Origin of the sequence: Kribbella sp. CA-293567, assembly GCF_027627575.1 — a bacterium.
GTDB lineage: Bacteria > Actinomycetota > Actinomycetes > Propionibacteriales > Kribbellaceae > Kribbella.
The window spans coordinates 330,453-357,078 of sequence record NZ_CP114065.1 but is presented as its reverse complement, the minus strand read 5'-3'; the positions used below and the strand labels follow the sequence as shown (position 1 = coordinate 357,078).

Here is a 26,626-nt window from a genome sequence, read left to right as displayed (position 1 = left end):
CCATCCTGCGGCCCCACGCTCGCCGACCGGAGCTTTTCACCGATGACCACTCTGCGCACCTCCCGTGAGGGGGCGATTTCCCGATGACCGAATCCGGTCTGCCGACCAGTGAACATCTCGAGCATCTGGACCCGGACACCATCGCCGACCTGATCGAGAACCTGCTCCCCGCTCCCGAGGCACATCGCGCTCGTGAGCACGTGAAGGCCTGCCCGGACTGCCAGCAGACCTACGACGCGCTGCTGCAACTGACCGAGGACCTGGCCGACGAGGGTCGCGCGGACATCCCGATGCCGACCGACGTGGCCGACCACCTGGACGCCGTGATCGTCTCCGAGTCCGTACTCCGCGCCTCCACGGTCGGCGTGCACTCGCTGGTGCAGTTGCGGGAGGAGCCACGCCGGCACCTGCCGAAACTCGTCCTGGCCGCGGCCGGCGTGATCGTGGTCGCCGCGGTGGGCGTCGGCGTGGTGATCGCCACGGCGGACCACAGCAACGACGGTGCCGCCGGGATCAACCCGACCGTGCCGATGGACTCGGTTCCGACGCTCAGCACCGACCAGGTCGGGCCGAACGTGCAGCGCTGGCTGGAGAACGCCAACGGCCCGGTGCTGCGGGCCGGTCCGGCTGAGGTCGAGTGCGCCCAGAGGTTCGCGGCCGAACGCTCCAATCCCGAGCTGCGGCTGGTCCAGCAGGCCAAGGTCGACGGCAAGCGGGCGACGGTGATCGGGCTGGAGGGTAGCTCTCAGCGCGACATCCTGATCACCGTGGTGACCGGGTGTAGCGGCTCCGGGGACACCGCCGCGCCGTTCGCCGAGACCAAGGTGACTTTGCGTAACCGCTGATCCCGTTCGGTGAGGCGATTGGGTGCCTGATCCACCCGATGGGTACCGTGGGAATGGTCGGGCTCCGAGTTCCGTTGAGTACGACGTACCATCCGTCTCGACGACCCCGAGGAACGCCTGAATGAGCGAGGCAGAAGTCCGCAACGTCATCATCATCGGTTCCGGCCCGGCCGGTTACACCGCCGCCGTCTACGCCGCCCGCGCCCAGCTGGCGCCGCTCGTCTTCGAAGGCTCCGTCACCGCCGGTGGCGCGTTGATGACCACCACCGAGGTGGAGAACTACCCGGGCTTCTCCGCGGGCATCATGGGCCCGGCGCTGATGGACGAGATGCGCACCCAGGCGGAGCGCTTCGGCGCCGAGCTGATCGCCGACGACATCACCGCCGTCGACCTGACCGGTGAGATCAAGTCGGTCACCGACTCCGGCGGCACCGTGCACCGCGCCAAGAGCGTCGTCCTGGCGATGGGCTCGGGGTACCGCAAGCTCGGCCTGGAGCACGAGGACCGGCTGTCCGGTCACGGCGTCTCCTGGTGTGCGACCTGTGACGGCTTCTTCTTCCGCCAGCACGAGATCGCCGTGATCGGCGGTGGCGACACCGCGATCGAGGAGGCGACCTTCCTGACCCGGTTCGCCGACAAGGTCACCCTCGTGCACCGCCGCGGCGAGCTGCGCGCCTCCAAGATCATGGCCGAGCGCGCCTTCGCCAACGAGAAGATCGAGTTCGCCTGGAACTCCGAGGTGGCCGCGATCTTGGGCGACGAGAAGCTGTCCGGCATCGTGCTGCGTGACACCGTCACCGGTGAGACCCGCGAGATCGCGGTCACCGGCCTGTTCATCGCGATCGGTCACGACCCGCGCTCGGAGCTGGTCAAGGGCCAGGTGCACCTCGACGAGGACGGCTACGTGCTGGTCCAGCCCGACAGCACCCGGACCAACCTGCCCGGCGTGTTCGCCGCCGGCGACCTGGTCGACCACACCTACCGCCAGGCCATCACCGCGGCCGGCACCGGCTGTGCCGCGGCCCTGGACGCCGAGCGCTTCCTGGCCACCCTGGAGTTCGAGGCGACCGCGGCGGCAGCCGAGGCCACCACGCCCGTCGGCGTCTGACTCCGAACCACCCCCGCGCCACTTCCGGCACCACCTCGAGCAGCACTCAGAAGGAGATACTCATGGGCGACAAGATGAACGCAGTGACGGACGCCGAGTTCGAGCAGACCGTGCTGAAGAGCGACAAGCCCGTACTGGTCGACTTCTGGGCCGAGTGGTGCGGCCCGTGCCGCCAGGTCTCGCCGATCCTGGAGGAGCTGGCCGGTGACCACGGCGACAAGCTGACGTTCCTGAAGATGAACGTCGACGAGAACCCGGTCACCCCGAGCAACTACCGGGTGATCTCTATCCCTACCATCAACGTCTACGTGAACGGCGAACTCGCCAAGTCCATCGTCGGCGCGAAGCCCAAGGCTGCGCTGCTGAAGGAACTGGCCGCCTTCACTCAGTAGGCTCGGTACCGGCCGAGACACGCTTTACCGGCGGTCCCGCGAGGGACCGCCTTCCGCCGCACGGCAGCAAGGAGCATTGATGGCAGCCTCCCAGGGCATCTACCGGATCGGCGACAGCGGCGAAGCCGTGGCCGAGATCATCGGGAAGCTCCAGCGGCTCGGCCTGCTGGAACTGGGCGATCACTTCGTCTACGACGAAGCGACCGCTCGTGCCGTGCGGGGGTTCCAGCAGCAACGAGGGCTGATGATCGACGGCATCGTCGGTCCGCAGACCTACCGGGCGATCGACGACGCGCGCTGGCGGCTGGGTGACCGGCTGCTGACGTTCGTCGTCTCGCACCCGCTGACCGGTGACGACGTCCAGGCGCTGCAGGCGAAGCTGCAGGAGCTGGGCTTCGCGGTCGCGCGGGTGGACGGCATCTTCGGGCCGGACACCCAGCGCGCGGTGACCGAGTTCCAGCGCAACATGGGCCTGCCGGCCGACGGCACCTGTGGCCCTTCGACCTTCAAGGCCCTGCACCGGATCCGTCCGATGGCGACCGGTGGCCGGCCCGACGCGCTGCGTGCGTCCGAGGCGGTTCGCGCCGCCGGACCGCGGTTGTCGGGCAAGACAGTGGTGATCGACCCGGGTCACGGCGGCTTCGACCACGGCTGGCAGGGTTTCGGCCTGCGCGAGTCCGACGTCGCCTACGACCTGGCTTCCCGGATCGAGGGCCGGCTGGGCGCGACCGGCGTACGGGCTTATCTTTCGCGGGGTCGCGACCAGGGGCCGGACGAGCTGGCTCGGGCCGCCTTCGCCAACGACACCGACGCGAACCTCTGCGTCTCGCTGCACACCGACGGGTCGATGAACCCCGAGGCGCAGGGCATCGCGACGTACTACTACGGCTCCGACCTGCACGGCGCCTCCTCCAGCGTGGGTGAGCAGTTCGCCGGCCTGGTGCAGCGCGAGATCGTCGCGCGCACCGACCTGCTGAACTGCCGCACCCACCAGAAGACCTGGGATCTGCTGCGCCGGACCAAGATGCCCGCGGTCCGGCTGGAGATCGGCTACGTGACGAACCCGCACGACTCGTCCCGGCTGGCCGATCCGGCCTTCCGCGACGTGATCGCCGAGGCCATCGTGGTCGCGATCCAGCGCGTGTACCTGCCGCCGGAGCAGGACGCCGCCACCGGCATGCTGCGCTTCGGCCAGCTCACCGTCTGACCTCCGCCAACTCCCCCGGTACGTCGTCCGCCGCGTCCTCTCGCTCGAGGGCGACGGCCGGGAGCACGCGGTCGAGCCAACCCGGTAGCCACCAGGCCCGGGTGCCCAGCAGGCGCAGTACGGCCGGGACGATCACGCAGCGGATCAGCAGTGCATCGAGCAGTACGGCGACAGCCAGGCCGAGGCCGAACTGCTTCAGCATCCGGTCCGGACTGAGCAGGAAGGCGCCGAAGACGACGATCATGATCGCGGCCGCGGCGGTGATGACGCTGCCGGTGTTGGCCAGCCCTTCACGGACGGCCCCGAGCGCGTCACCGGTCCGCCGCCACTCCTCGTGGATCCGGGAGATCAGGAACACCTCGTAGTCCATCGACAGGCCGAAGACGATCGCGAAGATCATCACCGGCACGAACGCCTCGATCGGGCCTTCCTGTACGCCGAACCAGCCCTGCTGGAAGACCAGCGTGATGATGCCGAGGGACGCGCCGATACTGAGCAGGTTGAGCAGTGCGGCCTTGAGCGGGATCAGCACCGACCGGAAGACCGCCATCAGCAGCAGGGCCGAGAGCCCGACCACGACGAGGACGAAGATCGGCAGCCGCTTGCTCACCGCACTGGCGAAGTCGTCGGCCGCAGCGGTCGATCCACCCACCAGGTACGTCGCCTTCGTCTGCTCGGCCAACTGCGGCAGCGTCTCGTTCCGCAAGCGTTCCACCAGCTCACTCGTCGCCGCGTCCTGCGGCGCCGACTTGGGGAAGACCAGAACGGTCGCGACCTTGCCGTCGGCGAGCAGTTGCGGAGGTGTCACCGCCGCGATGCCGGGATCCGTTGCCAGCTTGGCGTTCAGCGCCTGTGCTGCCTGCGGCGATCCCTCCGAGACGACGATCAGCGGACCGTTGAAGCCCGGCCCGAAGCCGCTCGCCAGCAGATCGTAGGCCTTGCGGCTGGTCTTGGCCGGGTCGTCCGTGCCGGCATCGGCGAAGCCGAGCCGCAGGTCCAGCGCTGGGAGGCAAAGCGTAACCAGGGCAAGGGTTCCGAGCACGAGTGGTGCCCAGGGACGACGCTGGACCATCGTCGCGAGCTTGCGCCAGCCGTCGCCCGGGCGACGACGCGCCTTGGCCGCGTGCTTGCGGACGCTGCGCTCGATCCGCCCGCCGAACAAGGTGAGCAACGCCGGCAGCAGACTCACCGCGGCGAGCATCGTCATCAGGACGGTGACCGTCACCCCGAGCGCGAGGCCTTGCAGGGAGCCAAGTCCCAACGCCAGCAGGCCGAGCAGCGCGATCACGACCGTGCAGCCTGCGAAGAGGACGGACCGTCCAGCGGTGTCGAGCGCGATTCGGGCCGCCTGGTGGCGATCCGCTCCTTCGAGCAGTTCGCTGCGGTACCGGGAGAAGATCAACAGCGCATAGTCGATGCCGACTCCGAGCCCGACCAGCATCATCACCGGCGCCGTGTAGTCGGGGATCGTGAACAGGTGCGAGGCCAGCACCAGCAGGCCAAGAGTGCCACCGACCGCGAACACCGCAGTGAGCAGCGGCAGGCTGGCAGCCAGCAGTGATCCGAAGAGGAAGACCAGGATCACCAACGCAGCAAGCATTCCAGCGCCTTCCGAAGCGCCGCCGTCACTCTCCTGCGCACTGCGGACCAGGTCGCCACCGAGCTCCACCTGAAGCCCGTCCTTCGCGATCCCCTGGGCCTTGTCGATGATCGTCCGGACATCCTCGGCGGGCATGTCCGGCGCCGCCACGTCCAGCTGCACCGTCGCGTACGCCGTCCTGCCGTCAGTCGACAAAGAGCCTTTTCCGGCGAAGGGATCGGCTACGGCCGCCACCTGCGGCAGCTCCCCGACCTCGGTCAGCATCGCGTTGATCCTGCCTTTGGCGGCCACCAGGCCGCTGTCGTCGAACAGGACGATCTGGATCGACTCGGTCGCACCCTGCGGCTGGTGATCGCGGAAGGTGTCGACCACCCGCTGCGAATCCGTGCCCGGCAAGGAGTTGTCGTTCCGGTAGGCGTCGCCCACCAGCGTCGATCCTGCGGTCACGGCGATCAGCGCCACCACCCACAGCGCCACGGCCAGCCCGGCCCGCCGCATCGCCCACCCCACCACCCGGTGCATCATCTCGTCGCCTCTCTACATGTAGCGTCTCTACATGTTGCCTCACGACGGTAGCACTCTCATGGGTAGACTGCCTACATGAAGGCCGATGCGCTCCGGGGGCACTTGGACCCGATGATCCTGGCTGTGGTCGAGCCCGAGCCGCTGCACGGCTACGCGATCATGGAGGCTCTGCTGGAGCGCAGCGGTGGCGCGCTGGACCTACCCACGGGGACGCTCTACCCAGCGCTCAGGCGACTGGAGAGGGCCGGCTACCTGGCCAGTGAGTGGAGCACCGTGGGGGGCCGCAAGCGGCGTACGTACCAACTGACTTCAGCCGGGCAGAAGATGCTCGCCACCAGCAAGTCCGAGTGGGACGCCTTCCGTGCCGTCGTCGAAGGCGTACTGCGCCCTAAGCCAGGCGCAGGCAGAGGTGAGCTGAGCGGCTGACCAGCAGGAGCGGTACGACGACGAAGGCGCCGACCACGAGCAACGCTTGAGCGCCTGTGCCCTCGGTGGCCGAGCTGGCCGTCGCCAGCAACACGGCGATGCCGCTCACCGCCACACAGCTCGTCAGCGCGAACCGCGCGATCACTCTGGTAGCGCGCTCACGAACGGCCGGAAAGCGCAGGCCTACACCGCTCGCGATCAGGGCAAGGACACTGCCGGCGATGGACATCATCCCCACCGCTTGCACCAGGTCGTTGAGCACGGTGACGACGGCGACGCCCGAGTCGGCGTGCTGCGTCCAGCTCCAGGTGCCTTCCAGCCAGACGATCGGTTGAGCGAGCATCACGAGCACCAGCAGCACCGCAGTACGCCGTCCCTGCGCGATCGCCAGTTCCGACCGGTACCCCGGCACGACCTCCGTCAGGTCGCCGAAATCCTCGACTGCTCGTTCCGCCGCCACCCGTGGGCTCAATCCGCCGGCCTCGAAAGCCTCGGTGGCGTCGATCAGGCTGTCCCGGGCCTCCGCGAGCAGATCCGCCTTGCGGCGGCGTGGACCCCGCAGCGCGCGGCTGAGCCCGGTCAGGTAGACGTCGACCGGGTCCGGCAGGACGGTTCGATGGCTGGACACGTCATCAAGTATGGGGAAGAACCGGTGAGATCACGTCCGGGTCTCCACTGACCGTCCCCTGGTTCGCCGGCTGACGAAGTACAGGCCGAGGTAGGAGATCACCAGCAACGCGAAGCCGATCCGCTCGGCGAGCCAGGTGTAGCCCTCGGGGTAGACGGTGCCGTCGACGTAGTGCTGGATGAAGCCGCCCTCGTAGACCTGCTCGCCGCCTTCCCGCCGCCAGTGCTTCTCCAGGGCCGTCACCGGGCAGCCGAAGTCGAGGATCACGATCGTCAGGTTCCAGACCGCGACGAACAGGTGGGCCCAGATCACCCGCCGCCACTTCCAGGCCAGGAAGCCGCCGATCACGAAGAAGATCAGGAAGGCTCCGTGCGCGATCATCACCAGGTCGGCGAGGGCTCGGTAGATCATCTACAGCTCCGTCCGGCGGGTCGAGGTGTCGCGGACCGCGGCCGGGACCGGCCGGGCGGGTTCGGGCCGGATGGCGCCCATCAGGCGTTCGACCGCGGCCTCCATCTCGCTCCGCCAGGTGACGGTGGAGCGGAGGTCGAGCCGCAGCCGCGGATGCCGAGGATGCTCCCGTACGACGCCGAAGCCGACCGCCTGCAGGAAGTCGGTGGGCCAGACACAGCCCGGCCCGTCCCAGCGGGAGTCCCCGAACGCCTCGACCGCCCGGAAGCCCCGCTTGAGCACATCCTTGGCGACCGCCTGGACGAGGACCTTGCCGAGCCCCATCCCGAGGTACCGCGGGAGAACCCGTCCAGTGGCCAGTACGACGGCGTCCGGGCTCACCGGTGCCGTGGGGAAGGCCTGGGTCCGGGGCAGGTACGACGCGGGCGCGTAGAGCACGAAGCCGGCCGGGACGTCGTCGACGTACAGGACGACTCCGGCGGTGCCCCAGTCGAGCAGCAACTGGGAGAGCCAGGCTTCCTTCTCCAGTTGGGTGTCGCCGGTGCGGTTCGCCTGCCGCGAGGCGACCGGATCTAGCTCCCAGAAGACACAGGCACGGCAGGGAAGCGGTAGCTCGCCGAGGTTGTCGAGCTTGAGCGGTTCCAGCCGTCGGGCCATCAGGGCGTCCGCTGGTCTACCGAGCTGCCGGTGCCGGGGTCCGGGCGCCAGGGGTTTCGGCCGCCTCCGGGGCGACGTAGCGCTGCTGCACCTTGGCCGCGGGCTGCCGTCTGAACAGCTCACCCGCGAACCCGGCGAGCACGCCGAGGAGTAGTCCGCCGAGCATCAATCCGAACGCCTTGCCCACGCTCATCCCATCCTGCCTTCCACGGCACACCAGGTCGTGCTCAGGGCCGGTGGCCATCTCAGCCACCAGTCGGCACCATGGTCGAACCTGGCCCTATAAGGCATGGTAGTGAGAGGTTGCTCCGATCGGCAGTCCGGGCGCGCGAACACGCTCGGCTACTTCGGCGTAGCCTGGTGCCTTCCCGGCATGCCCCTCGTCGCCCGTTCCTGGAGCCGCTCCGTGAGTGCTGACCTGCCCGATGTCCGGCAGACCCGTCTCGACAACTACGTCGATCGGTACGCGGCACGGACCAAGGGCATGACCGCATCGGAGATCCGCGCCCTGTTCGCGGTGGCCAGCCGTCCCGAGGTGGTCTCGCTGGCGGGCGGAATGCCCAACATCGCCGGCCTGCCGCTCGACGTGGTCGGCGGCGCGGTCCGCGATCTGGTGGTCGACCACGGCGCGGTCGCGATGCAGTACGGGTCGGGCCAGGGCGATCCGACCCTGCGCGACCAGATCTGCGACGTGATGCGGCTGGAGGGGATCGACGCCCATCCGGACGACGTCGTGGTGACCGTGGGTAGCCAGCAGGCGGTCGATCTGGTCACCCGGGTGTTCTGCGATCCCGGCGACGTGGTGATCTGTGAGGCCCCGTCGTACGTCGGAGCGCTGGGGGTTTTCCGCGCGTACCAGTGTGAGGTCGTTCACGTCGCGATGGACGACGACGGCGTCGTACCGGAGGCGCTGGAGCAGGCGATCGCGTCGGTCCGCGCGGCCGGCAAGAAGATCAAGTTCTTCTACACGATCCCGAACTTCCACAACCCGGCCGGTGTCTCGCTGTCCGACGAGCGTCGCCGCCGGGTGCTGGAGATCTGCCAGCGCGCCGATCTGCTGATCCTGGAGGACAACCCGTACGGGTTGCTCGGGTTCGACGGGGAGCCGCAGCGGGCGCTGCGGGCCGACGATCGCGAAGGCGTCATCTACCTCGGGTCGTTCTCGAAGACGTTCGCGCCCGGTTTCCGGGTGGGCTGGGCGGTGGCACCGCACGCAGTACGGGAGAAACTCGTGCTGGCGCAGGAGTCGGCGACCCTGTGTCCACCGGTCTTCAGCCAGCTGGCCATCTCGTCGTACCTGAGCCGGCACGACTGGCTCGGTCAGGTGAAGCAGTTCCAGGAGATGTACCGCGAACGCCGTGACGCGTTGCTGGCCGCCCTCGCGGACAAGATGCCGGCGGCAACGACGTGGACCAGACCCGGTGGCGGGTTCTACGTCTGGCTGACGCTTCCCGACGGTCTGGACGCGAAGGCGATGCTGCCCCGAGCGGTGACCGCCCGGGTTGCCTATGTGCCCGGCACTGCCTTCTTCTCCGACGGTTTCGGCTCGCAGTGCATGCGGCTGTCCTACTGTCACCCGACACCTGAGCGCATCACCGAGGGGGTCGCCCGGCTCGCCGCGGTGATCAACGAGGAGCTCGAGCTCCGGCAGACCTTCGGGCCGCTGAAGCCGGGTGCCGGGCGGGACTACGACGCGCCTGGGCCCGAGCTGAGTTAGCGCTTGTTTTACCGGGCACTGGACGACTCGGCCCGTGGATCGCGGTACCGTTCAAATGGGCCTCGGGACCGGCGCCCTGCCGGAGTCGCCCACGAGTGATCGGGAAGTCTTGATGAGTGATCTGGGTCGAGTGCTGGTACTGGCCGGCGGACTGTCGCACGAGCGGGACGTTTCACTGCGCTCCGGTCGCCGAGTCGCCGATGCGTTGCGCAGCGTCGGTGTCGAGGTGGAGCAAAGCGACGTCGATGCTGGCCTGGTCGAGCGGCTGCGCAACGACCCACCCGACGCGGTCTTCCCGGTCCTGCACGGCGTGACCGGTGAGGACGGCGCGCTCCGCCAGGTGCTCGACCTGTACGGCGTTCCGTACGTCGGCGCCGACGCGGCTGCCTGCCGGACCGCCTTCGACAAGCCGGTGGCGGCGACGATGGTCGGCTCGGCCGGGCTGCACACGCCGCCTTCCGTCGTACTGGGGCATGACACGTTTCGCGAGCTGGGTGCCGCGGCGCTGATGGAGGCCGTCATCGGCCAGATCGGACTGCCGCTGGTGGTCAAGCCCGCTCGCGGCGGTTCGGCACTCGGCGCCTCCATCGTGCGGTCGGCCGATGAGCTGCCGACCGCAATGGTCAACTGCTACGCCTATGGGCCGGTCGCGCTGATCGAGCGGTATGTCGAAGGCACCGAGGTCGCCGTGACGGTGGTCGACACCGGCGATGGTCCTCGGGCGCTGCCGGCCGTGGAGATCCGGCCCGACTCCGGGTTCTACGACTACGAAGCTCGGTACACGGCGGGCGCGACGCAGTTCGTCGTACCGGCTCGGCTGGATGTTTCGGTCGCCGCTGCCTGCGCGGAGGCTGCTGTGACGGCGCATCGCGCGTTGGGCCTGCGCGACTTGTCGCGGTCGGATCTGGTCGTCGACCCCGACGGTGTCCCGTGGTTCCTCGAGGTGAACGTGGCGCCGGGGATGACCGAGACGTCGCTGGTCCCGTTGGCTGCTGAGGCCGCCGGAATCGAACTGGGCGTGCTGTGCCGCGATCTGCTGGCCGCGGCTGCTGCTCGCTGAGGTCCTGATGTCTGTCGAATCCCCTGCGGCACCTTCTTCCCCGCCTCGACCGCTTTGGCGGACCGTGCTGACGCCGCATTGGCTCGGGCTCGGCCTGCTCGCTTTGGCGATCGCCACGGTGATGTCCGTCCTCGGTGTCTGGCAGCTCGACGTCTATCAGTCGAAGACCGCGGCGGCGACGGCGAAGCGAGCGGAGGGCGCGCCGATCGCCCTGCAGTCGCTGTTCTCGATCAACGACGGATTGCCATCGAAGGCTGTCGGTCGCAGGGTGACCGTCGAGGGGACCTGGGGACCGGCGGCCGATCAGCTCTTCATCACGGATCGACGATTCGGTGACCGCGACGGTTTCTGGGTGGTGATGCCGCTGATCCTCACCGAAAGCGGTACTGCGGACGGCACACCCGGCGCTGCGATGATCATCCGCGGCTGGGTGCCCAGCGTCTCGGACCCCGCGGCGACACCGCCCTCCGGCCAGGTCTCGCTGACCGGAGCGATCGCGCAGTCCGAGGCACAGGATGCTTCTGGTGACGCGGCCAAGGGCAGGACTCTCCAGTCGCTACGGATCCCGACCATCGTGGACCTGGTGGACTACCGCGTCTACGACGCCTTCGTCGTACTGTCGTCGATCGACAAATCCATCCCCGCCGCTGCTGTGCCGTCGCAGGCTCCCGCGATCGTGCCGGCGCCGGCTCCCCCGACCGACCACGCCGGCCTGCGCAATGTCGCCTACGCCTTCCAGTGGTGGATCTTCGCAGCCTTCACGCTCTGGATGTGGGGCCGAATGGTCCTCGACGCCCACCGCTCGAACGACTCCGAGGACGCCGACCAGCCGGACGACGAACTGGAGCCAAGCGGTACCGTTTCAGCGTGACCTCCCCCGTTGAACCCGCCCGCACCCTGACCCCCGCGGTGAAGAGCGCCCTCACCCGGTACCGCGTGATCGCCTACATCGTCGGCGTCATGCTGCTCCTGCTGCTGTTCGTCGCGATGCCGATGAAGTACCTCGCCGACAACCCGGCCGCCATGAACGTCATCGGCCCGATGCACGGCTTCCTCTACGTCGTCTACCTCCTCGGCGCCTTCGACCTGGCCCGCCGTGTCCGCTGGGGCCTCCCCCGCCTGGTCCTGGTAGCAATCGCCGGCACCATCCCGTTCCTGTCGTTCTACGCCGAGCGCAAGGTAAGCCAGGAACTCAACCCTTCCTGACCCGTAGTCCCCTCTTCACCCCTGTCGCCCGCCACGGCCGACCTGCCAACTCCTCCGCGCAGGCGGCCCGCCCTCGAACATTTCGAGCTGGCCCGTCGATGTTTCACATGAAACATCGCGGCCGATAGGTCGCCAAGTAGTTATATCGACAAATCGCGACCGTAGGTTCTGAGCGCTACCGCAGACTGGGTTCGTGCGTGAAATCGCCCCGAACCGCTCAAAGTCCCCTGAATCCGAGCCGCCACCAGAAGTCCGTCGCTGACAAGACGCCACAGCGGTCCAAGGCCAAAGTCCCGCAGAATCGCTCTGACAGAACCCAAACGAGTCGTCGAGCACTCACCCTGGCTCAGACCTCGACATGCGTTCGACCGAACGTCGGTGAACCGGCCATACCGCGATGCCTTGTAAGAGCCGCCCGGCGCCAGCTCAGCGGACTTGCCCGGGACGTGTCGCACTCCCTGGCATCAAGCGATGGACCTCATGAACGCCAACCGCTTCGCCGATCGATCTCCCCCGAGTCCCCCAAATCGCGCGACAAGGGCGAGCCGGCCAGCTCCCGCAGAATGCCGCACACAGAACTTCTGGCCACCTCGGCGTGGTCGGCACAACGCCCCGAGCCGTCGCCACGAAGAGCACAGCTCCCCAGCGCTCGGCCCAAGCCGACCGCCTCGACCCGTCGACGGTTCCTGCTCACCCGCTCGTTCGCACCGACGGCACTCCATCGCCTCGATCAGCGCGGGCCGTTGGAGCCAAACAGGTCGAGCTCACCACACCTCTCACCGGTCACGACCTCACCCAGACGATCCAACGCGAAGTTCTGCGGACGAACTGGTTCATCGACACCGCGAGCGGGCAGTCGTTCATCGACACCGCGCGCAGGCAGTCGTCGGCGAACCGCGGGGGTGGCACAGCCATCAACCCGACTCGCCGCCCCCCACATCAATCGCCGAACGTAGGTCGCACCGTGCCCACCGGCACCACGCCGCGCCGACACCACCTCAAGCCAGCGCCTTCACCGATTTTCGACCCCGACACGGCTTGCCACCCGCGACCGTCGGCGCACTGTCTGCCTCTGTGCGGAGGTCGAGTGTCTTTACACGGATTGCATGCTCGGCGGCTTCACGCTACCCCGCCATTTGCGAAGTGCTCAGGTGCCAGACCGAGGCAGGCGGCAAACCCGAACCGGCTTCCCTATCCCTAAATCCGCCACCGAGCTCGACATCAGTACCGCGGCCGTCGTCACCACACGCACTAGCGTCTCAATTGGCTCCGTCCCGCCTGCATCCACTCCTCTCGCGCCATCCAACGGCCGCGCACCACAGGCAATTTGCCGAGATTCGCGCCCAACCGTCATCCCCGCGCCAGGCGCAACGATCCGCCTCCCTGACCGGAGTGCAAGTGTCTCCGCATGACCGCGACGCAGGCGGACTCTTGCCACTGACGAGTCCCGGGCGACGCAGGTGCTAGACCACCCCGGCGATCCCGCGACTTCGCCTCCCCAGATTCGGTCACCAACTTCAAGAGTCACGCCGAAGCCGGTGAGTACTGCTGTGAGCCGCCGTCAGCACCCGGCCTAGAAGCCGACACATCCTCAACACGTTTGCCAGTGCCGATTTTGACTGACGCCTTCCGACCTTGTTGAGCGCCGCCTCGGCATCAACCATCGCTTTTGACGGACTGCCTCCTCCAGGATCGCGCGCCGCACCGCCGACCACAGCGCGGCGGCGAACTCCGAGCCCGCAACTGTCGTCGTAGCCGCCTGCCTTGCCGCTTTCGCGATCTCCACACTCTCGTCGATTCGCGCCGTAAATCCATCGCTGCATCGCCTCAGCCGCCGCCCTCGAATCCTCCGCGCAGCTGCACACGAAACCCAAGACATCATCGGCTTCGAACTGCCAGGGCCTGGCTCGAGTAGGTTGCCCCAGTCGTCCGAGCCCATCTCAGTGGGGGTGGTTGGTTGCAGGCAATCGGACAAGGGCCGGCGAGTGCCCCCGAGGGAGTCAGTTTTGGAGGCCGGTGAGCTGGACCGCGATCAACTGAACCCTGCCAGGCGGTGGGAGCCGCATCCGGCTTGGGCTGCTCCGCAGCTTGCTGAATCACTTCTCGACATCTGCCATCGAGCCCGCGATGCAACCGCGGTCCATCAGCGCCGCCCCGCATCCGATGCTCCGGTGGGGCGGCACCCTCGGTCAGTTCATCCTCGAGCCGTTGCCACATCATGTCCATCCGCGTCCCGACCGGGTCCGTGAGCCTCTGCGCCTGCCACAAGATCCACAGATCCGGGAGATTGCCGCCTACCCCACTGGCTCCCATGCCCTGCATCTGAATCGCGGTTCGCGGTTCGCGGTTCGCGGTTCGCGGTTCGCGGTTCGCGGTTCGCGGTTCGCGGTTCGCGGTTCGCGGTTCGCGGTTCGCGGTTCGCGGCAGTGAATCATCCTTGGCGCACCAGTCGAAGCAGGCTGTCCCTGAGGCTGCTACGCGGGACTCGCTTCGGTGTCGAAGCGGACGAAGTCCAGCGAAGTTGGCAAGCGTGAAGGTGATCTGCCCGAATCGCTGGAGTCGCGTAGTTGGGCGACTGAACTGGGCCGGGCTCCTCCGATCCGAACAGCCTTCGAGCGTTAGGCGCTGAGGTGTTCCGATGTGCCGACTGTCTTCTCTATCCGTTGTGAGCACGGAACCCGAACTGAGTCCGGCGGCTCGGCGGCACGACGGTACGGCTCATTCACGAGTCTGGTGGCAGGCACTCGGAAACGTGGGAAGAACGTCGGTCCGGTGACACGGAGGTACACGTGTCGATAGGTCTGCGAGCCAGCGTGCTGTGATCGTTGCCCGTAGCGCCAAGCGCATTGTTGATGGCGAGCGTGTGTCGACGCCGGTATGACCGATGGGCTTCTGTGTCGTCAGGTCAGAGCGTGCAGCTGTGGTGTGGCCGGACGTAGAGCTCAGCAACTCCATGGGTATGGGCTCGGCCCAGTGACCTGCCGACGCACCGGCGGATGCGGTTGGACTCGAGCGGTCAGCGGTCAGCGGTCGCGGCCGGCAACGAAGAACGCCCTGCCTTCATCATCAGATGAGGGCAGGGCGTTGGAGGATCGGGCCTACTGCTGCTGCTTGTTCGGGTCCATCAGGGTGACGATTCGTTCGAGGTCGTCGAGGGTGGCGAACTCCACGGTGATGCGTCCCTTGGACTTGCCCAGGTCTACCTTCACCCGGGTTTCGAAGCGGTCGGAGAGGCGGTCGGCGAGGTCGACCAGGCGGGGGGCCACGGGCTTCTTGCGGCGGCGCGCGGGGGTTGGGTCGTCGCCGTCCATGTCGCCCATGGAGACGATCTCTTCGACGGTGCGGACCGACATTCCTTCGGCGACGATGCGTTGCGCGAGGCGCTCGATAGCGTCTCCGCTGGGGAGGCCGAGGAGGGCGCGGGCGTGGCCGGCTGAGAGGACGCCGGCGGCTACGCGGCGCTGGACCGAGGCTGGGAGCTTCAGGAGGCGGAGGGTGTTGGAGATCTGGGGGCGCGAGCGGCCGATGCGGTTCGCCAGTACTTCCTGGGTGCAGCCGAAATCGTCGAGCATCTGCTGGTACGCCGCAGCCTCTTCCAGCGGGTTCAGCTGGCTTCGGTGCAGGTTCTCCAGGAGCGCGTCCCGAAGCAGGTTGTCGTCGGCGGTGTCGCGGACGATCGCGGGGATCGTGGTGAGGCCGGCCTGCTGGGTCGCGCGCCAGCGGCGCTCACCCATCACCAGTTCGTACGTCGTGTCGGTCAGCCGACGGACGACGATCGGCTGCAGCAGGCCGATCTCCTTCACCGAGTGGACGAGCTCCGCCATCGCGTCCTCGTCGAAGACGCTGCGGGGCTGCTTCGGGTTCGGCGTGATCTTGTCGACGTCGATCTCCGCGAACTCAGCGCCCGGGACGGCGGTCAGTTCGGGCCCGGCCGGTACCGGCGGGGCGCCTGGGATCGAGTTCGACTTGCTGCCCAGCGAGTTGCTGGCTCCAGGAGCTGGCGTGCTGGGAATCAGCGCACCGAGTCCACGTCCGAGTCGTGTGTTCATCGCCGCTCCTTGAGTTCAGTACTTCGGATCGATCAGGTTCATCGACAGCAACTGCGCCACGGTAGCTGGTCGGGAGTGGCGACCGCAGTACCGGTCCCCCGTTCTGTGGATAACGCCTCCGGCGTCGTCCTCGTTTCACGTGGAACGAGGACGACACTCTCTCGCGGTTCACGTGGAACCGAGAGCTCGAAGGCACTCGCTCCCGCGACCATCCGATTCACCTCCACGAGGTTTCACGTGGAACGCCAGAGGTGGTTTCACGTGGAACAGCTATGGGAAGCAAACAGCTCGCCGACACCCAGGTGTCGGCGAGCTGCTGATAGCGCGAGGTCAGGAAGCGTTGTTGCGCATCGCGATCTCGCGCGAAGCCTCCAGGTAGGACAACGCGCCCGCCGACGCCGGGTCGTAGGCAAGCACCGTCTGCCCGTGGCTGGGCGCTTCCGAGATTCGGACGGAGCGCGGTACCGCGGTCCGCAGCACCGAGTCCTGGAAGTGGTTGCGCACCTCGGTCGCCACCTCGCCGGCCAGCTTGGTGCGGGCGTCGTACATGGTCAGCAGAATTGTCGATACATCGAGAGTTGGATTCAGGTGCGACTTGACCATGTCGATATGCCGCAGCAATTGCGATAGTCCCTCGAGCGCGTAGTACTCGCTCTGGATCGGTACGAGTACCTCGCGGGCGGCGGTCAGCGCGTTGACGGTCAGCAGGCCGAGTGACGGCGGGCAGTCGATGAAGACGTAGTCGTACCTCTCACCGGCGGCCTCGGTCTCGGCCAGGTGCGCGTCCAGAGCCTTCTTCAACCGGCTCTCCCGCGCCACGATGCTGACCAACTCGATCTCTGCGCCGGCCAGGTCGATGGTGGCCGGAACTACCACGATGCCGGGGTGCTCGACGCAAGGAGCGAGCAGCTTGCTCAGCGGCTCCCCCTCGATGACTGCTTCATAGACACCCGGAGTGCCTTCCGAGTGGGCGATGCCCAATGCGGTCGAGGCGTTGCCCTGAGGGTCCAGGTCGATGACCAGGACGCGCGCGCCGTAGAGGGCAAGGCCGGCAGCGACGTTGACGGTGGTCGTCGTCTTGCCGACACCGCCCTTCTGGTTGGCGACCACGAAGACCCGGGTCTCCTTGGGCAGCGGGAACTCGCGGCCCATCGTGCGTCCTTCATTCACCAGCAGGGTCCGTTCGGTGGCGGCGGCGATCGGAGGTTCGAGGAGGCGTCGCTGGAGCTCGTCCGAGGTAGCCCGCGCGGCGATCTGTGCGGCAGTCATAGCGCCCATTCCGATAGATGCGGTACTTGGCCCGAAGAGGATGTCGGTGGGGGTCGGGGCCGGCTTACCCCCAGCTTTATCCACAGGCCTCTGTGGATGAATTCCCGCCTGAGAAGGGCTGATCAGGGGGTGGTCATCCACAGGTGGGGGCGATTCTGGGAACTCGTCCTCAGGGGTGCTGGAAGCGCGCGTCTCGGGCGCTTCGAGCTCTTCGGTTTCACGTGAAACAGGTGCTGCGGCGGCGACTGCCGGCTCTGCGTCCAATCCGATCGAGGCGGCTGCACGAAGGGCTGAGTGACCCGACGAAGCGGAGGTGAAGCCGGACTCAAACGGGCCATCAGTCGTGATCGGATTGGAAGACTCGGTCGGGGACTCCGGGCGAGCCGCAGGGGTGGAGACGGGAGCAGTAGCCGGCTCGAAAGCTTCAGGATCGCGCTGTACGTCGCCCGCCGTGGTCGACGCAGCAGCCCTTGCCTCGACGCCCCTCGCTTCATCGGCGGTGGCCTCGGGCGCGGCGGCTTCATCGAGCACACCGACGATCTCATCGGGCACACCGACCGAAGGCACCGCACCAGCGGAGGCGGAGAACGCGACGGACCCGGACCCATCGGACGAGGCGGGAGCATCGGAAGTGGCGGACGCATCGGAAGCGGCGGACGCATCGGGCGAGGTGGAGGCATCGGACCCGGCAAACGCATCGGACGAGGCGGGAGCATCGGACGTGGCAAACGCATCGGACACGGCGGAGGTACCGGACGCGACCCTGCCCGCATCATCCACAACTCCACCCTCAGGTGCAGCGGGAGGGAGGTCTTCAGCAACAGCCGGATCATCCAGGCTTGCGGGTTCAGCGGCCGCAACGGCCGCGGAGGTGGAGTCGGAAGCTACTTGGACGGTGCCGACGGACTCTTCCACCGGCCAGCCGATTCCTTGTGACACCTGAGGCTCACCAGTACTTTTCTCAGGCCATCCGAGAGCACGACTCACCAACCCGATCACCTCCCGCGTCTCCTGTGCTGGGATCCCCGCGCAGCACGTCCGGCCACAATACTCACGACTGTCGTCGGCTGGGCCAGTTCTTCGACGCCGAGTTGGTGGACGTGCCATTCCTCGGCGCCGAGGGCCTCGAGTTCGTCTTCCGACGCAGCGAGTTCCTCCTCCGCGGAGACACCCTTCATCGCCAGCATCAGCCCGCCCTCGGCGGTCAGTGGCAGGCACCAGCCGGCCAGCTTGCCGAGTGGCGCGACGGCGCGCGAAGCCACCACGTCGTACGGCGCCTGGCCTAGTGCGGCTCCCTCGGCAGCGGAGCGGCGACCTGGGATGAGGTCCTCAGCACGGGCACGAACCACCACGGCATTGGTGCAGCCGAGGAGCTCGACGGCTTCTTGCAGGAACGTCGTACGTCGCAGCAGCGGCTCGACCAGTGCGACCTGAAGATCAGGCCGGACGAGAGCGAGCACGATCCCCGGCAGTCCCGCACCGGTACCGATGTCGGCAACGGTCGATTCCTCGGGGATCAAGCGCTCCAGCACCGCACAGTTCAGCAGGTGCCGATCCCAGAGCCGGGGAACCTCACGCGGGCCGATCAGCCCCCGCAGCGTTCCTTCGGTAGCCAGCAGCTCGGCGAACGCCACAAGCCGGTCCGCCGCCCGCGGATAAAGCTCCTCCACGAGCGGCGGTGTTTCACGTGAAACGTCTTCCGTCACGAGCGGGCCAGGGCGATCATGCGGGCTGAACGACGACCCGGCGACGCGGCTCCTCGCCTTCGGACTCACTGGTCAGGCCGGCCGCGGCGACGACGTCATGCACGACCTTGCGCTCGAACGGCGTCATCGGAGCGAGCTTCACCGCGGCACCGGAGGTCTTGACCTCGTCGACCGCCTTGCGTCCGACCTCTTCCAGCTCCGCCTTCCGGTTGGCCCGGTAGTTCGACACGTCGAGCATCAGCCGCGACCGCTCGCCGGTCTCGCGGTAAACGGCCAGCCGGGTCAGCTCCTGCAGTGCCTCGAGCACCTTGCCGCCTTCACCGACCAAGTTGCTCAGGTCCGCGCCGACGATCGACACCGCGGCCCGATCGCCGTCGATGTCCATGTCGATGTCACCGTCGAGATCGGCGATGTCGAGCAGCTCTTCCAGGTAGTCGGCCGCGATGTCGCTCTCGGCCTCCAGTGCCTTCAGCCGGTCGCCCGGCTGGTCTGCCGGCGCGGACTTCTCCGCTGCCTCGGTGTTCTGCATGCCGTCGCTCACGGCCACTCCTTCACGTTTTCGAGATCCGCCCCACGGGGACCAGGTCGTACACAGCAGAGAAAAACGGGTGCCGGTTCAGCCGGCCGTTCCGACGCCTGGCGTCAGGAGCGACCGGACGAGCCGCCACCGGGCTTCTTCTGCGTCGGCTTCTTCTGGGCGGCCTGCTTCTGAGCGGCCTGACGAGCGGCCCGCGACTTCGCGGCCGGCTGTCGCTTGGCACCCGACGTCTGCTTGGCCGCGGCGGCCTTCTTGGCCGGCTGCTGGCCGTTGCTCGCTGCCTTCGGAGTGTCCTGAACCCTGGGCGTGTCCTGCACCGGAGACTCGCCCGCCGGCGCAACCGTCTTGCGCGTACTCCGGGACTGGCGCTTCGGCTGCTGGCGGTTGGCCGGACGACGGTCGGTCGCGACCGAGCCCTCCTCCTCATCGCCCAGGCCCTCTTCGGCCGGTCGACCGGCCCGCAGGTTCTGCTCGCGCTTGCGGGCTTCCAGCGCGTCGAACGCCGGGGTGCCCGGAGCCGGGTTGCGGCGGATCACGTAGAACTGCTGGCCCATCGTCCACACGTTGGAGACGAACCAGTAGATCAGCACACCGATCGGGAAGTTGAAGCCACCGATCAGGAAGAACACCGGGAAGACGTAGAGCATGATCTTCTGCATCTGCGCTGCCTGGCCCTCGAGGGCCTCCTTCGGCATGTTCTTGCGCATCAGCTGCAGCTGGGTGATGAACATCGTCGCGGTCATCAGGATGATCAGCACGATCGCGACGAACTTGACGTTGGTCGCGCCGGAGCCGTTCGCCTTCAGGAACGTCTGGGAGATCTCCGCACCGAAGATCTTCGCGTGCTGCAGCGAGAAGACGTGCGGATCCATGATGTCGCTGTGCGTCTTGCCCTTGGAGGCGTAGTCCAGCACCCGGAAGAGGGCCAGGAAGATCGGCGACTGCAGGAGCAGCGGCAGGCACGAGGAGAACGGGTTGGTGCCCGTGTCCTTGTACAGCTTCATCATTTCCTGACCGAGCTTCTCCCGGTCGTGGCCGTACTTCTTCTGCAGTTCCTTCATCTTCGGCTGCAGCAGCTGCATGTTCCGGCTGGAGCGGATCTGGCGCACGAACAGCGGGATCAGCAGCGTCCGGATGACGATCGTCAGGCCGGCGATGGACAGCGCCCAGGCCCAGCCGCTGTCCGGGTCGAACACCTGTGACAACAGCCAGTGCCACCCCACCAGCAGCGCCGAGACCGCCCAGTACAGCGGCGTCATGACGGCGTTGAAAACGTCTACGATCCCGTCCCACAAAGCGAGCTGGGGGATGGCCAGATCAATCACTCAAGCACCTCGCTGCACAGGCCCGGGGTCCGCTGACGGCCCGGGCTGATTGGCGGAGACGACGTCCCCGCGCTGGTCGACATCTGTGGGTGGAACGGGGTCGTAGCCGCCGGGGTTCCACGGGTGGCAGCGGGCGAGTCTCCTCGCCGCCAGCCAGCTACCGCGCACCGCGCCGTGGCGTTCGACCGCCTCCAGGGCATAGGCAGAACAACTGGGGTAGAACCGGCACACCTGCCCGTACATCGGGCTCACGAACTTCCGGTAGAGCTTCAGAAACCCGATGATCCCGTACTTGACGGGCGCGATCTTCATCGACCGTCATTCGCGGGCACGGGTTTCGACGGGCCCGTCAGCACCCGTCGCAGCGCGCCGGCCAGGTCGTCCGCCAGTTCGTCGTACGACGAAGCGGCCGACGGCGGCAGTGCCCGTACGACGGTCAGACTGCCGGCCGGCAGGCCGGAGAGCTGCGCTGCCATCAAGGCACGCAGACGGCGGTGGACACGGTTCCGCAGAACCGCATTGCCCACCGCCTTGTTCACCACGAATCCGACACGAGCGGGCTCGGCCGTCGGGCCGGACCCCGGCAACAGATGGACCACCACGGCACGCCGACCAGCCCGCCGTCCGGTTCGGACAGCGCGGCGGAATTCGTCGGACCGGCGAAGCCGGTTCGACGCGGGTAACACGAGGTGGTCACCGTCGCCAGCTCAACGGCGTCAGGCCGCGAGGCGCTGGCGACCCTTCGCACGACGGGTTGCGAGGATGGCGCGGCCCGCGCGGGTGCGCATCCGAAGACGGAAGCCGTGCTTCTTGTGCCGACGACGGTTGTTCGGCTGGAACGTCCGCTTGCTCACTGGAATGACTCCGGTTACTCGAGATCACGTTTGTCGACAAATCCATTGATAGATTTGTCGCTGGTGCAGGTCCTGCCCACCGTCCAGAAACCTTCACAACAGGAGGGTCTCGCTGGGAGCGCAGCACGAAACGGCCGGCTCAACACCGACTGATCCACGGTACGTGGCGGCCTGTGGACAGGTCAAACCAGCTGTCCCCATAGTTTTCCACAGGGCCTGTGGATGAAACGTCCTGTCAGGTGCCGGTCACTACCGGGTGACCGGCACCGCGAACTCCGGGCAAACCCGGATCTCGCACCACGACTACGCTCCGGCGTCTACCCGACACGCCGCAAGTTGCCCCCAATTTACGCCCCATAGCCTGTGGATGACGGCTTGAAGAGGGGTGGGCGGGCTTGTTAGCGTCAGCCCCTCACACCAGAGGTCCCACACCCCGAGACCGGTAACCAACTGCCCGCGCGCTTCGTTCACAACTGTGGACAAGGATGTGGACAATGAGGAAAACCGGCTGAGGAGAAAGCCAACTGCTCAGTGCGGCCGACCTGGCCGGACGAGCCGAGTGTCGGGTCGAACGGCCGCACTGCACCGGGAGCCAGCCCGGGAGCGCAGGCCACCGCAGCAAAGGATTCGGGGAGCAACGCGTGGTCGAGGACCAGTCCGCCAATGCGGAAAGCAAGGCGGAAGTGAATGATCTGGACGTTGCCTGGACCAGGGTCCTCGCCGGCCTGCCACCCAACCAGCGGGCCTGGCTGACCAACTCACGGCCGGTCACCCTGCACGAGAGCACCGCGATCGTCGCCGTTCCGGACGACTTCACCCGCGGTCAGCTGGAGACCCGGCTGCGTCCCGACCTCGAGCGGATCCTGACCGAGAGCTTCGGCCGCGACATCCGGATCGCCGTCACCGTCGACCCGACGCTGGATCCGGAGCTCCGCGAGCCGACCCCGGCACCGAAGCCCGTCGTACGGGAACAGGCGCCGGCCTTCCAGTCGCCGCTGAACCAGCCGCCGAACCTGCCGCTCACCCAGCCGTTCGGTCAGCCGATGCATCAGCAGTACCAGCCGCAGTACCAACCCCAGCACCAGCCGGTGCAGCACCAACCTGTTCAGCACCAGCCGGTACAGCACCAGCCGGTACAGCAGCAACCCGTGCAGCACCAGCCGGTACAACAACCGGAACAGCAGCCCTCGCACCAACCGAGTCATCAGCCCCAAGACCAGGGACTGCAAGACCAGGGACTGCAGGAGCCCGCACCGGTTCAGCACCAGCAGCCGGTACAGCACCGGCAGCCCGAGCCGGTAGCGCAGATCACGCCGCCGCCGCTCGGCTCGGTCGCGCCGCCGCCGAACGGCTCCGCCCAGTTCCAGCCGCCGACCGACTCGCAGGGCGAGGCGCGCCTCAACCCGAAGTACACGTTCGAGACCTTCGTCATCGGTAGCTCGAATCGCTTCGCGCACGCCGCGGCCGTCGCGGTCGCCGAGGCACCAGGCAAGGCGTACAACCCGCAGTTGATCTACGGCGACTCCGGTCTGGGCAAGACCCACCTGTTGCACGCGATCGGGCACTACGTCCGCAGTCTCTACACCGGCGCCCGCGTGCGTTATGTCTCCAGCGAAGAGTTCACCAACGACTTCATCAACGCGATCCGCGACGACAAGGCCGCCCAGTTCCAGCGCCGGTACCGCGACGTCGACGTCCTGCTGATCGACGACATCCAGTTCCTGGAAGGCAAGATCCAGACCCAGGAAGAGTTCTTCCACACCTTCAACACGCTGCACAACGCGAACAAGCAGATCGTGATCAGCTCCGACCGGGCGCCGAAACGGCTCGAGGCGCTGGAGGACCGGCTGCGCAACCGGTTCGAGTGGGGCCTGATCACCGACATCCAGCCGCCCGACCTCGAGACCCGGATCGCGATCCTGCGGAAGAAGGCCGCCACCGAGCGGCTGACCGCGCCGCCGGAGGTGCTCGAGTTCATCGCGAGCAAGGTGCAGACCAACATCCGTGAGCTCGAGGGCGCGCTGATCCGCGTCACCGCGTTCGCCAGCCTGAACCGGCAGCCGGTCGACCTGTCGCTGGCCGAGATCGTGCTGAAGGACCTGATTCCCGAGGGCAGCAAGCCCGAGGTGACGGCCGCCGTGATCATGGGCCAGACCGCCTCGTACTTCGGGCTGTCGATCGACGACCTCTGCGGACCGAGCCGGAGCCGGGTGCTGGTGACCGCTCGCCAGATCGCGATGTACCTGTGCCGCGAGCTCACCGACCTGTCGCTGCCGAAGATCGGCCAGCAGTTCGGTGGGCGCGACCACACCACCGTGATGCACGCCGAGCGAAAGATCCGCCAGCTGATGTCGGAACGGCGCAGCGTCTTCAACCAGGTGACCGAGTTGACCAACCGGATCAAGCACCAGGCCAAGCAGCAATGAGGCGGCGTGTGACGGGGTCGGGGAGCCGGTACGACGGGCGCTCCGACACGGTCACACGAACCTCACAGGCTGGGGATACATCTGTGGATAACTGTGGGTATCTCGGTGGATACAGCCCAGTCATCTGTGGATTGCCTGTGTGTACAGAAACCGTCGTACCCAGGCAACCCCAGGTTGCCCCCAATTCGTCCACAGTCCGTACACAGGGCAAAACCGGGTCTGACCTGCGAACTCGTCGCTTTTCCACACAATCCACAAGTGCGAAGAACCCTATGGATACATCAAGAGGTTCCAAGTCCGAAAAAGGTTGTGGCGGCCAAACCTGGGGAAAACTCCGTTTTCGGGCCTGCCCGAGCGGCCCCTGGAACGACCTGTCAGGCTGTCCCCCCGAGCCGCACAGCGACGGGGTCGCGACCCGCCCGAACCGCCACGTCAAGCCCGGTTGGCGCACATCACATCTGTCCGTGGCAGGATTCGCCTGGCACACAGCCGATACAGGAGGCACCCAGCGGTGAAGTTTCGCGTCGAGCGCGACGTACTGGCCGAGTCGGTGGCCTGGGCCGCGCGCAGCTTGCCCAGTCGACCCAGTGTTCCGATCCTTGCCGGCCTTCTGGTCGAAGCCGAAGAAGGCCAGATCACTCTGTCCGGCTTCGACTACGAGACCTCCGTGCGAGTGACCGTCCCCGCTCAGGTGGCGGACGCCGGAAAATGCCTGATCTCCGGCCGGCTGGTCGCCGACATCTCGAAGAGTCTCCCGAATCAGCCCGTGGACTTCGCTGTGGACGGCGCCAAGGCGCAGGTCACCTGCGGCACTTCCCGGTTCACGCTCCAAACGCTTCCCACAGAGGAATATCCGGCTCTGCCGGATCTCCCCGCGGCCAGCGGCACGGTCCGGAGCGACGTTTTCGCTCAGGCGGTCGCTCAGGTCGTCACCGCGGCCGGCCGGGAAGACACGCTTCCGGTGCTCACCGGCGTCCGGGTCGAGATCGAAGGCTCCACGATCTCGCTGCTGGCCACCGACCGGTACCGATTGGCGATCCGCGAGCTCGAATGGAGCCCGGAAAGCCCAGATGCCTCTGCTGCAGCCCTTATCCCGGCCAGAGTGCTCTCGGAAACCGCGAAAGCGATGACCGGAACGACCATCACGGTCTCGCTGGCCGCTCCTGGCAGCGGCGAGGGCATCGTCGGCTTCGAGGGTGAGGTGTCCGGTGGCAACCGGCGCGCCACCACCCGGTTGCTCGACGGTGAGTTCCCGAAGGTCCGCGGCATCATCCCGACCGACGCGGCGATCGCGACCCGGGTCCGGATCGAGACCGCGACCCTGGTCGAGGCCGTCAAGCGGGTCGCGCTGGTCGCCGAGCGGAACGCGCCGGTCCGGCTGACGTTCTCCGACGACACCGTGACGCTGGATGCCGGCTCCGGCGACGAAGCTCAGGCGTCGGAGTCGATCGAGGCGCGCGTGGTTGGCGAGCCGGTTACGGTGGGTTTCAACCCGACGTACCTGCTGGACGGCCTGAACGCGATCGGCACCTCGGTCGCGCACCTGGCTTTCACGCAGGCGACGAAGCCGGCCGAACTGACCGGCGTGAAAGATTTCGACGGCGACCCGATAGCTGAGTTCCGGTACGTGCTGATGCCGGTCCGCCTGAACAGCTGACGCAAGCTGACCGCTAAACGCCAATAGAACAAGGGGATTCACGATGGAGCTCGGCCTTGTCGGTCTCGGCAAGATGGGCGGCAACATGCGCGAGCGGATTCGCGCTGCAGGCCTGACCGTCGTCGGTTTCGATCACAACCAAGCCATCTCCGATGCGACGGACCTGGCCGACATGGTCGGGCAGCTGACGGCGACCGGCCAGCCCAAGGTGGTCTGGGTGATGGTGCCGGTGCAGGCCATCGACCCGGTGCTGACCGAGCTGGCCGAGTTGCTGTCCGAAGGCGACATCGTGATCGACGGCGGCAACAGCCGGTGGACCGATGACATCCGCCGGGCCGAACTGCTTTCCCACAAGGGCATCAAGTTCGTCGACTGCGGTGTCTCCGGTGGCGTCTGGGGTCTCGAGAATGGCTACGCCCTGATGTGTGGCGGAGACGCTGAGACAGTCGCCGCGGTGATGCCCATCTTCACGGCGCTCAAGCCCGAGGGTGAGTTCGGTTTCGTGCACGCCGGCCAGGTCGGCGCCGGTCACTTCGCCAAGATGGTCCACAACGGCATCGAGTACGCGATCATGCAGGCGTACGCCGAGGGCTTCGAGCTGCTCGAGGCCGCGGAGATCGTCGAGAACGTGCCGGAGGCGTTCGACTCCTGGCGCGAGGGCACGGTGATCCGGTCCTGGCTGCTCGACCTGATGGTCAACGCGCTCAAGGAAGACACCCACCTGGACAAGATCCGCGGGTACGCCGACGACTCGGGTGAAGGTCGCTGGACCGTCGAGGCCGCGATCGACCACGCCGTCCCGGTGCCGGCCATCGCCGCGTCGCTGTTCGCGCGGTTCGCCTCCCGCCAGGAAGACTCCCCCGCGATGAAGGCGATCGCGGCGATGCGCAACCAGTTCGGTGGTCACGCCGTCAAGGGCGCGTCCGCGGACCCGTCGTACGCGACTCCCCCGGCCAAGCACTGAGCTCGTAGTCCGGGCCGCCGAGTTCGGCGGCCCGGACTTCCGGCTCAGGATCCGCC

Annotated in this window: 26 protein-coding genes; 12 read left to right on the top strand and 14 right to left on the bottom strand. The window is 67.2% G+C overall.

Going from position 1 to position 26,626, the window contains the following annotated elements; all coding sequences use genetic code 11:
• Positions 1 to 83 precede the first annotated feature (83 nt).
• The 4 genes from OX958_RS01690 (at position 84) to OX958_RS01675 (ending at position 3,552) form a co-directional block, all read left to right on the top strand.
• Positions 84 to 845 carry an anti-sigma factor family protein gene (locus OX958_RS01690; protein WP_270135208.1) on the top strand — a complete coding sequence of 254 codons (762 nt, stop codon included), beginning with the start codon at positions 84 to 86 and terminating at the stop codon, positions 843 to 845.
• Positions 846 to 966: 121 nt separating this feature from the next.
• On the top strand, positions 967 to 1,953 hold the full coding sequence (gene trxB / locus OX958_RS01685; RefSeq protein ID WP_270135207.1) for a thioredoxin-disulfide reductase: 987 nt from the start codon (positions 967 to 969) through the stop codon (positions 1,951 to 1,953).
• A gap of 62 nt (positions 1,954 to 2,015) precedes the next feature.
• A complete protein-coding gene (gene trxA / locus OX958_RS01680) occupies positions 2,016 to 2,345 on the top strand; it encodes a thioredoxin (protein ID WP_270135205.1) in 330 nt (109 codons plus the stop codon).
• 79 nt (positions 2,346 to 2,424) lie between these two features.
• Positions 2,425 to 3,552 (top strand): N-acetylmuramoyl-L-alanine amidase, encoded by a 1,128-nt coding sequence (locus OX958_RS01675; RefSeq protein ID WP_270135204.1) that lies wholly within the window; start codon positions 2,425 to 2,427, stop codon positions 3,550 to 3,552.
• Here the strand turns inward: OX958_RS01675 and OX958_RS01670 are convergent.
• The gene (locus OX958_RS01670) at positions 3,542 to 5,677 is read right to left on the bottom strand and encodes an MMPL family transporter (protein ID WP_270135203.1); all 2,136 of its coding nucleotides are present in this window, start codon (positions 5,675 to 5,677) and stop codon (positions 3,542 to 3,544) included. The genes OX958_RS01675 and OX958_RS01670 overlap by 11 nt on opposite strands.
• A 75-nt stretch (positions 5,678 to 5,752) precedes the next feature.
• Between OX958_RS01670 and OX958_RS01665 the strand changes: the two genes are divergently transcribed.
• Positions 5,753 to 6,103, top strand: coding sequence for a PadR family transcriptional regulator (locus OX958_RS01665; RefSeq protein WP_270135201.1), 351 nt, complete (start codon positions 5,753 to 5,755; stop codon positions 6,101 to 6,103).
• Here OX958_RS01665 and OX958_RS01660 read toward each other — a convergent pair.
• The 4 genes from OX958_RS01660 to OX958_RS01645 are packed head-to-tail and all read right to left on the bottom strand — an operon-like array spanning position 6,066 to position 7,992.
• The gene (locus tag OX958_RS01660; RefSeq protein WP_270135199.1) at positions 6,066 to 6,731 is read right to left on the bottom strand and encodes a permease prefix domain 1-containing protein; all 666 of its coding nucleotides are present in this window, start codon (positions 6,729 to 6,731) and stop codon (positions 6,066 to 6,068) included. The two genes, OX958_RS01665 and OX958_RS01660, sit on opposite strands and share 38 nt — an antisense overlap.
• A 30-nt stretch (positions 6,732 to 6,761) precedes the next feature.
• A complete protein-coding gene (locus tag OX958_RS01655; RefSeq protein ID WP_270135197.1) occupies positions 6,762 to 7,142 on the bottom strand; it encodes a DUF2784 domain-containing protein in 381 nt (126 codons plus the stop codon).
• Complete coding sequence (locus OX958_RS01650; RefSeq protein WP_270135195.1) at positions 7,143 to 7,799, bottom strand: GNAT family N-acetyltransferase; 657 nt, start codon at positions 7,797 to 7,799, stop codon at positions 7,143 to 7,145. It lies immediately after the preceding gene.
• A gap of 16 nt (positions 7,800 to 7,815) precedes the next feature.
• Positions 7,816 to 7,992 (bottom strand): hypothetical protein, encoded by a 177-nt coding sequence (locus OX958_RS01645; RefSeq protein WP_270135194.1) that lies wholly within the window; start codon positions 7,990 to 7,992, stop codon positions 7,816 to 7,818.
• A 213-nt stretch (positions 7,993 to 8,205) separates the two neighbouring features.
• On the opposite strand from OX958_RS01645, the gene OX958_RS01640 reads away from it, so the two are divergent.
• The 4 genes from OX958_RS01640 (at position 8,206) to OX958_RS01625 (ending at position 11,782) form a co-directional block, all read left to right on the top strand.
• Positions 8,206 to 9,516: an aminotransferase-like domain-containing protein gene (locus OX958_RS01640; protein WP_270135193.1), complete on the top strand. Its 1,311-nt coding sequence runs from the start codon at positions 8,206 to 8,208 to the stop codon at positions 9,514 to 9,516.
• A gap of 112 nt (positions 9,517 to 9,628) precedes the next feature.
• On the top strand, positions 9,629 to 10,576 hold the full coding sequence (locus OX958_RS01635; RefSeq protein WP_270135192.1) for a D-alanine--D-alanine ligase family protein: 948 nt from the start codon (positions 9,629 to 9,631) through the stop codon (positions 10,574 to 10,576).
• Positions 10,577 to 10,640: 64 nt separating this feature from the next.
• Complete coding sequence (locus OX958_RS01630) at positions 10,641 to 11,447, top strand: SURF1 family protein (protein WP_270135190.1); 807 nt, start codon at positions 10,641 to 10,643, stop codon at positions 11,445 to 11,447.
• The gene (locus tag OX958_RS01625; protein WP_270135189.1) at positions 11,444 to 11,782 is read left to right on the top strand and encodes a DUF3817 domain-containing protein; all 339 of its coding nucleotides are present in this window, start codon (positions 11,444 to 11,446) and stop codon (positions 11,780 to 11,782) included. Before OX958_RS01630 ends, OX958_RS01625 begins: the two co-directional genes overlap by 4 nt.
• A gap of 783 nt (positions 11,783 to 12,565) precedes the next feature.
• Here OX958_RS01625 and OX958_RS01620 read toward each other — a convergent pair.
• The 9 genes from OX958_RS01620 to rpmH form a co-directional block, all read right to left on the bottom strand.
• The gene (locus OX958_RS01620; protein ID WP_270135188.1) at positions 12,566 to 12,697 is read right to left on the bottom strand and encodes a hypothetical protein; all 132 of its coding nucleotides are present in this window, start codon (positions 12,695 to 12,697) and stop codon (positions 12,566 to 12,568) included.
• Between the two features lie 2,183 nt (positions 12,698 to 14,880).
• On the bottom strand, positions 14,881 to 15,831 hold the full coding sequence (locus tag OX958_RS01615) for a ParB/RepB/Spo0J family partition protein (protein ID WP_270135187.1): 951 nt from the start codon (positions 15,829 to 15,831) through the stop codon (positions 14,881 to 14,883).
• A gap of 330 nt (positions 15,832 to 16,161) precedes the next feature.
• Complete coding sequence (locus tag OX958_RS01610) at positions 16,162 to 17,100, bottom strand: ParA family protein (RefSeq protein ID WP_270135185.1); 939 nt, start codon at positions 17,098 to 17,100, stop codon at positions 16,162 to 16,164.
• 995 nt (positions 17,101 to 18,095) lie between these two features.
• The gene (rsmG, locus tag OX958_RS01605; protein WP_270135184.1) at positions 18,096 to 18,770 is read right to left on the bottom strand and encodes a 16S rRNA (guanine(527)-N(7))-methyltransferase RsmG; all 675 of its coding nucleotides are present in this window, start codon (positions 18,768 to 18,770) and stop codon (positions 18,096 to 18,098) included.
• A 52-nt stretch (positions 18,771 to 18,822) separates the two neighbouring features.
• Positions 18,823 to 19,347, bottom strand: a complete 525-nt coding sequence (locus OX958_RS01600) for a Jag family protein (protein WP_442913243.1) — start codon at positions 19,345 to 19,347, stop codon at positions 18,823 to 18,825.
• Between the two features lie 101 nt (positions 19,348 to 19,448).
• Positions 19,449 to 20,669 (bottom strand): membrane protein insertase YidC, encoded by a 1,221-nt coding sequence (gene yidC / locus OX958_RS01595; RefSeq protein WP_270135183.1) that lies wholly within the window; start codon positions 20,667 to 20,669, stop codon positions 19,449 to 19,451.
• Positions 20,670 to 20,981 carry a membrane protein insertion efficiency factor YidD gene (yidD, locus tag OX958_RS01590; RefSeq protein WP_270135182.1) on the bottom strand — a complete coding sequence of 104 codons (312 nt, stop codon included), beginning with the start codon at positions 20,979 to 20,981 and terminating at the stop codon, positions 20,670 to 20,672. It lies immediately after the preceding gene.
• Positions 20,978 to 21,355, bottom strand: a complete 378-nt coding sequence (gene rnpA, locus OX958_RS01585; RefSeq protein WP_270135181.1) for a ribonuclease P protein component — start codon at positions 21,353 to 21,355, stop codon at positions 20,978 to 20,980. Before rnpA ends, yidD begins: the two co-directional genes overlap by 4 nt.
• 30 nt (positions 21,356 to 21,385) lie before the next feature.
• Positions 21,386 to 21,523 (bottom strand): 50S ribosomal protein L34, encoded by a 138-nt coding sequence (rpmH, locus tag OX958_RS01580; RefSeq protein ID WP_083933330.1) that lies wholly within the window; start codon positions 21,521 to 21,523, stop codon positions 21,386 to 21,388.
• Between the two features lie 683 nt (positions 21,524 to 22,206).
• Between rpmH and dnaA the strand changes: the two genes are divergently transcribed.
• The 3 genes from dnaA (at position 22,207) to gnd (ending at position 26,570) form a co-directional block, all read left to right on the top strand.
• Entirely contained in the window at positions 22,207 to 23,949 is a 1,743-nt protein-coding gene (dnaA, locus tag OX958_RS01575; RefSeq protein ID WP_270135178.1) for a chromosomal replication initiator protein DnaA, read from the top strand.
• A 511-nt stretch (positions 23,950 to 24,460) separates the two neighbouring features.
• Entirely contained in the window at positions 24,461 to 25,606 is a 1,146-nt protein-coding gene (gene dnaN / locus OX958_RS01570) for a DNA polymerase III subunit beta (protein WP_270135177.1), read from the top strand.
• A 43-nt stretch (positions 25,607 to 25,649) separates the two neighbouring features.
• Positions 25,650 to 26,570 (top strand): phosphogluconate dehydrogenase (NAD(+)-dependent, decarboxylating), encoded by a 921-nt coding sequence (gene gnd, locus OX958_RS01565; RefSeq protein ID WP_270135176.1) that lies wholly within the window; start codon positions 25,650 to 25,652, stop codon positions 26,568 to 26,570.
• Positions 26,571 to 26,626 lie beyond the last annotated feature (56 nt).

Bases quoted from the DNA above. Each gene is read 5' to 3' on its own strand.
- OX958_RS01690 (WP_270135208.1), top strand. From the start codon at position 84: ATGACCGAATCCGGTCTGCCGACCAGTGAACATCTCGAGCATCTGGAC.
- trxB (WP_270135207.1), top strand. From the start codon at position 967: ATGAGCGAGGCAGAAGTCCGCAACGTCATCATCATCGGTTCCGGCCCG.
- trxA (WP_270135205.1), top strand. From the start codon at position 2,016: ATGGGCGACAAGATGAACGCAGTGACGGACGCCGAGTTCGAGCAGACC.
- OX958_RS01675 (WP_270135204.1), top strand. From the start codon at position 2,425: ATGGCAGCCTCCCAGGGCATCTACCGGATCGGCGACAGCGGCGAAGCC.
- OX958_RS01670 (WP_270135203.1), bottom strand. From the start codon at position 5,677: ATGATGCACCGGGTGGTGGGGTGGGCGATGCGGCGGGCCGGGCTGGCC.
- OX958_RS01665 (WP_270135201.1), top strand. From the start codon at position 5,753: ATGAAGGCCGATGCGCTCCGGGGGCACTTGGACCCGATGATCCTGGCT.
- OX958_RS01655 (WP_270135197.1), bottom strand. From the start codon at position 7,142: ATGATCTACCGAGCCCTCGCCGACCTGGTGATGATCGCGCACGGAGCC.
- OX958_RS01650 (WP_270135195.1), bottom strand. From the start codon at position 7,799: ATGGCCCGACGGCTGGAACCGCTCAAGCTCGACAACCTCGGCGAGCTA.
- OX958_RS01645 (WP_270135194.1), bottom strand. From the start codon at position 7,992: ATGAGCGTGGGCAAGGCGTTCGGATTGATGCTCGGCGGACTACTCCTC.
- OX958_RS01635 (WP_270135192.1), top strand. From the start codon at position 9,629: ATGAGTGATCTGGGTCGAGTGCTGGTACTGGCCGGCGGACTGTCGCAC.
- OX958_RS01620 (WP_270135188.1), bottom strand. From the start codon at position 12,697: ATGGCTGTGCCACCCCCGCGGTTCGCCGACGACTGCCTGCGCGCGGTG.
- OX958_RS01615 (WP_270135187.1), bottom strand. From the start codon at position 15,831: ATGAACACACGACTCGGACGTGGACTCGGTGCGCTGATTCCCAGCACG.
- OX958_RS01610 (WP_270135185.1), bottom strand. From the start codon at position 17,100: ATGACTGCCGCACAGATCGCCGCGCGGGCTACCTCGGACGAGCTCCAG.
- yidD (WP_270135182.1), bottom strand. From the start codon at position 20,981: ATGAAGATCGCGCCCGTCAAGTACGGGATCATCGGGTTTCTGAAGCTC.
- gnd (WP_270135176.1), top strand. From the start codon at position 25,650: ATGGAGCTCGGCCTTGTCGGTCTCGGCAAGATGGGCGGCAACATGCGC.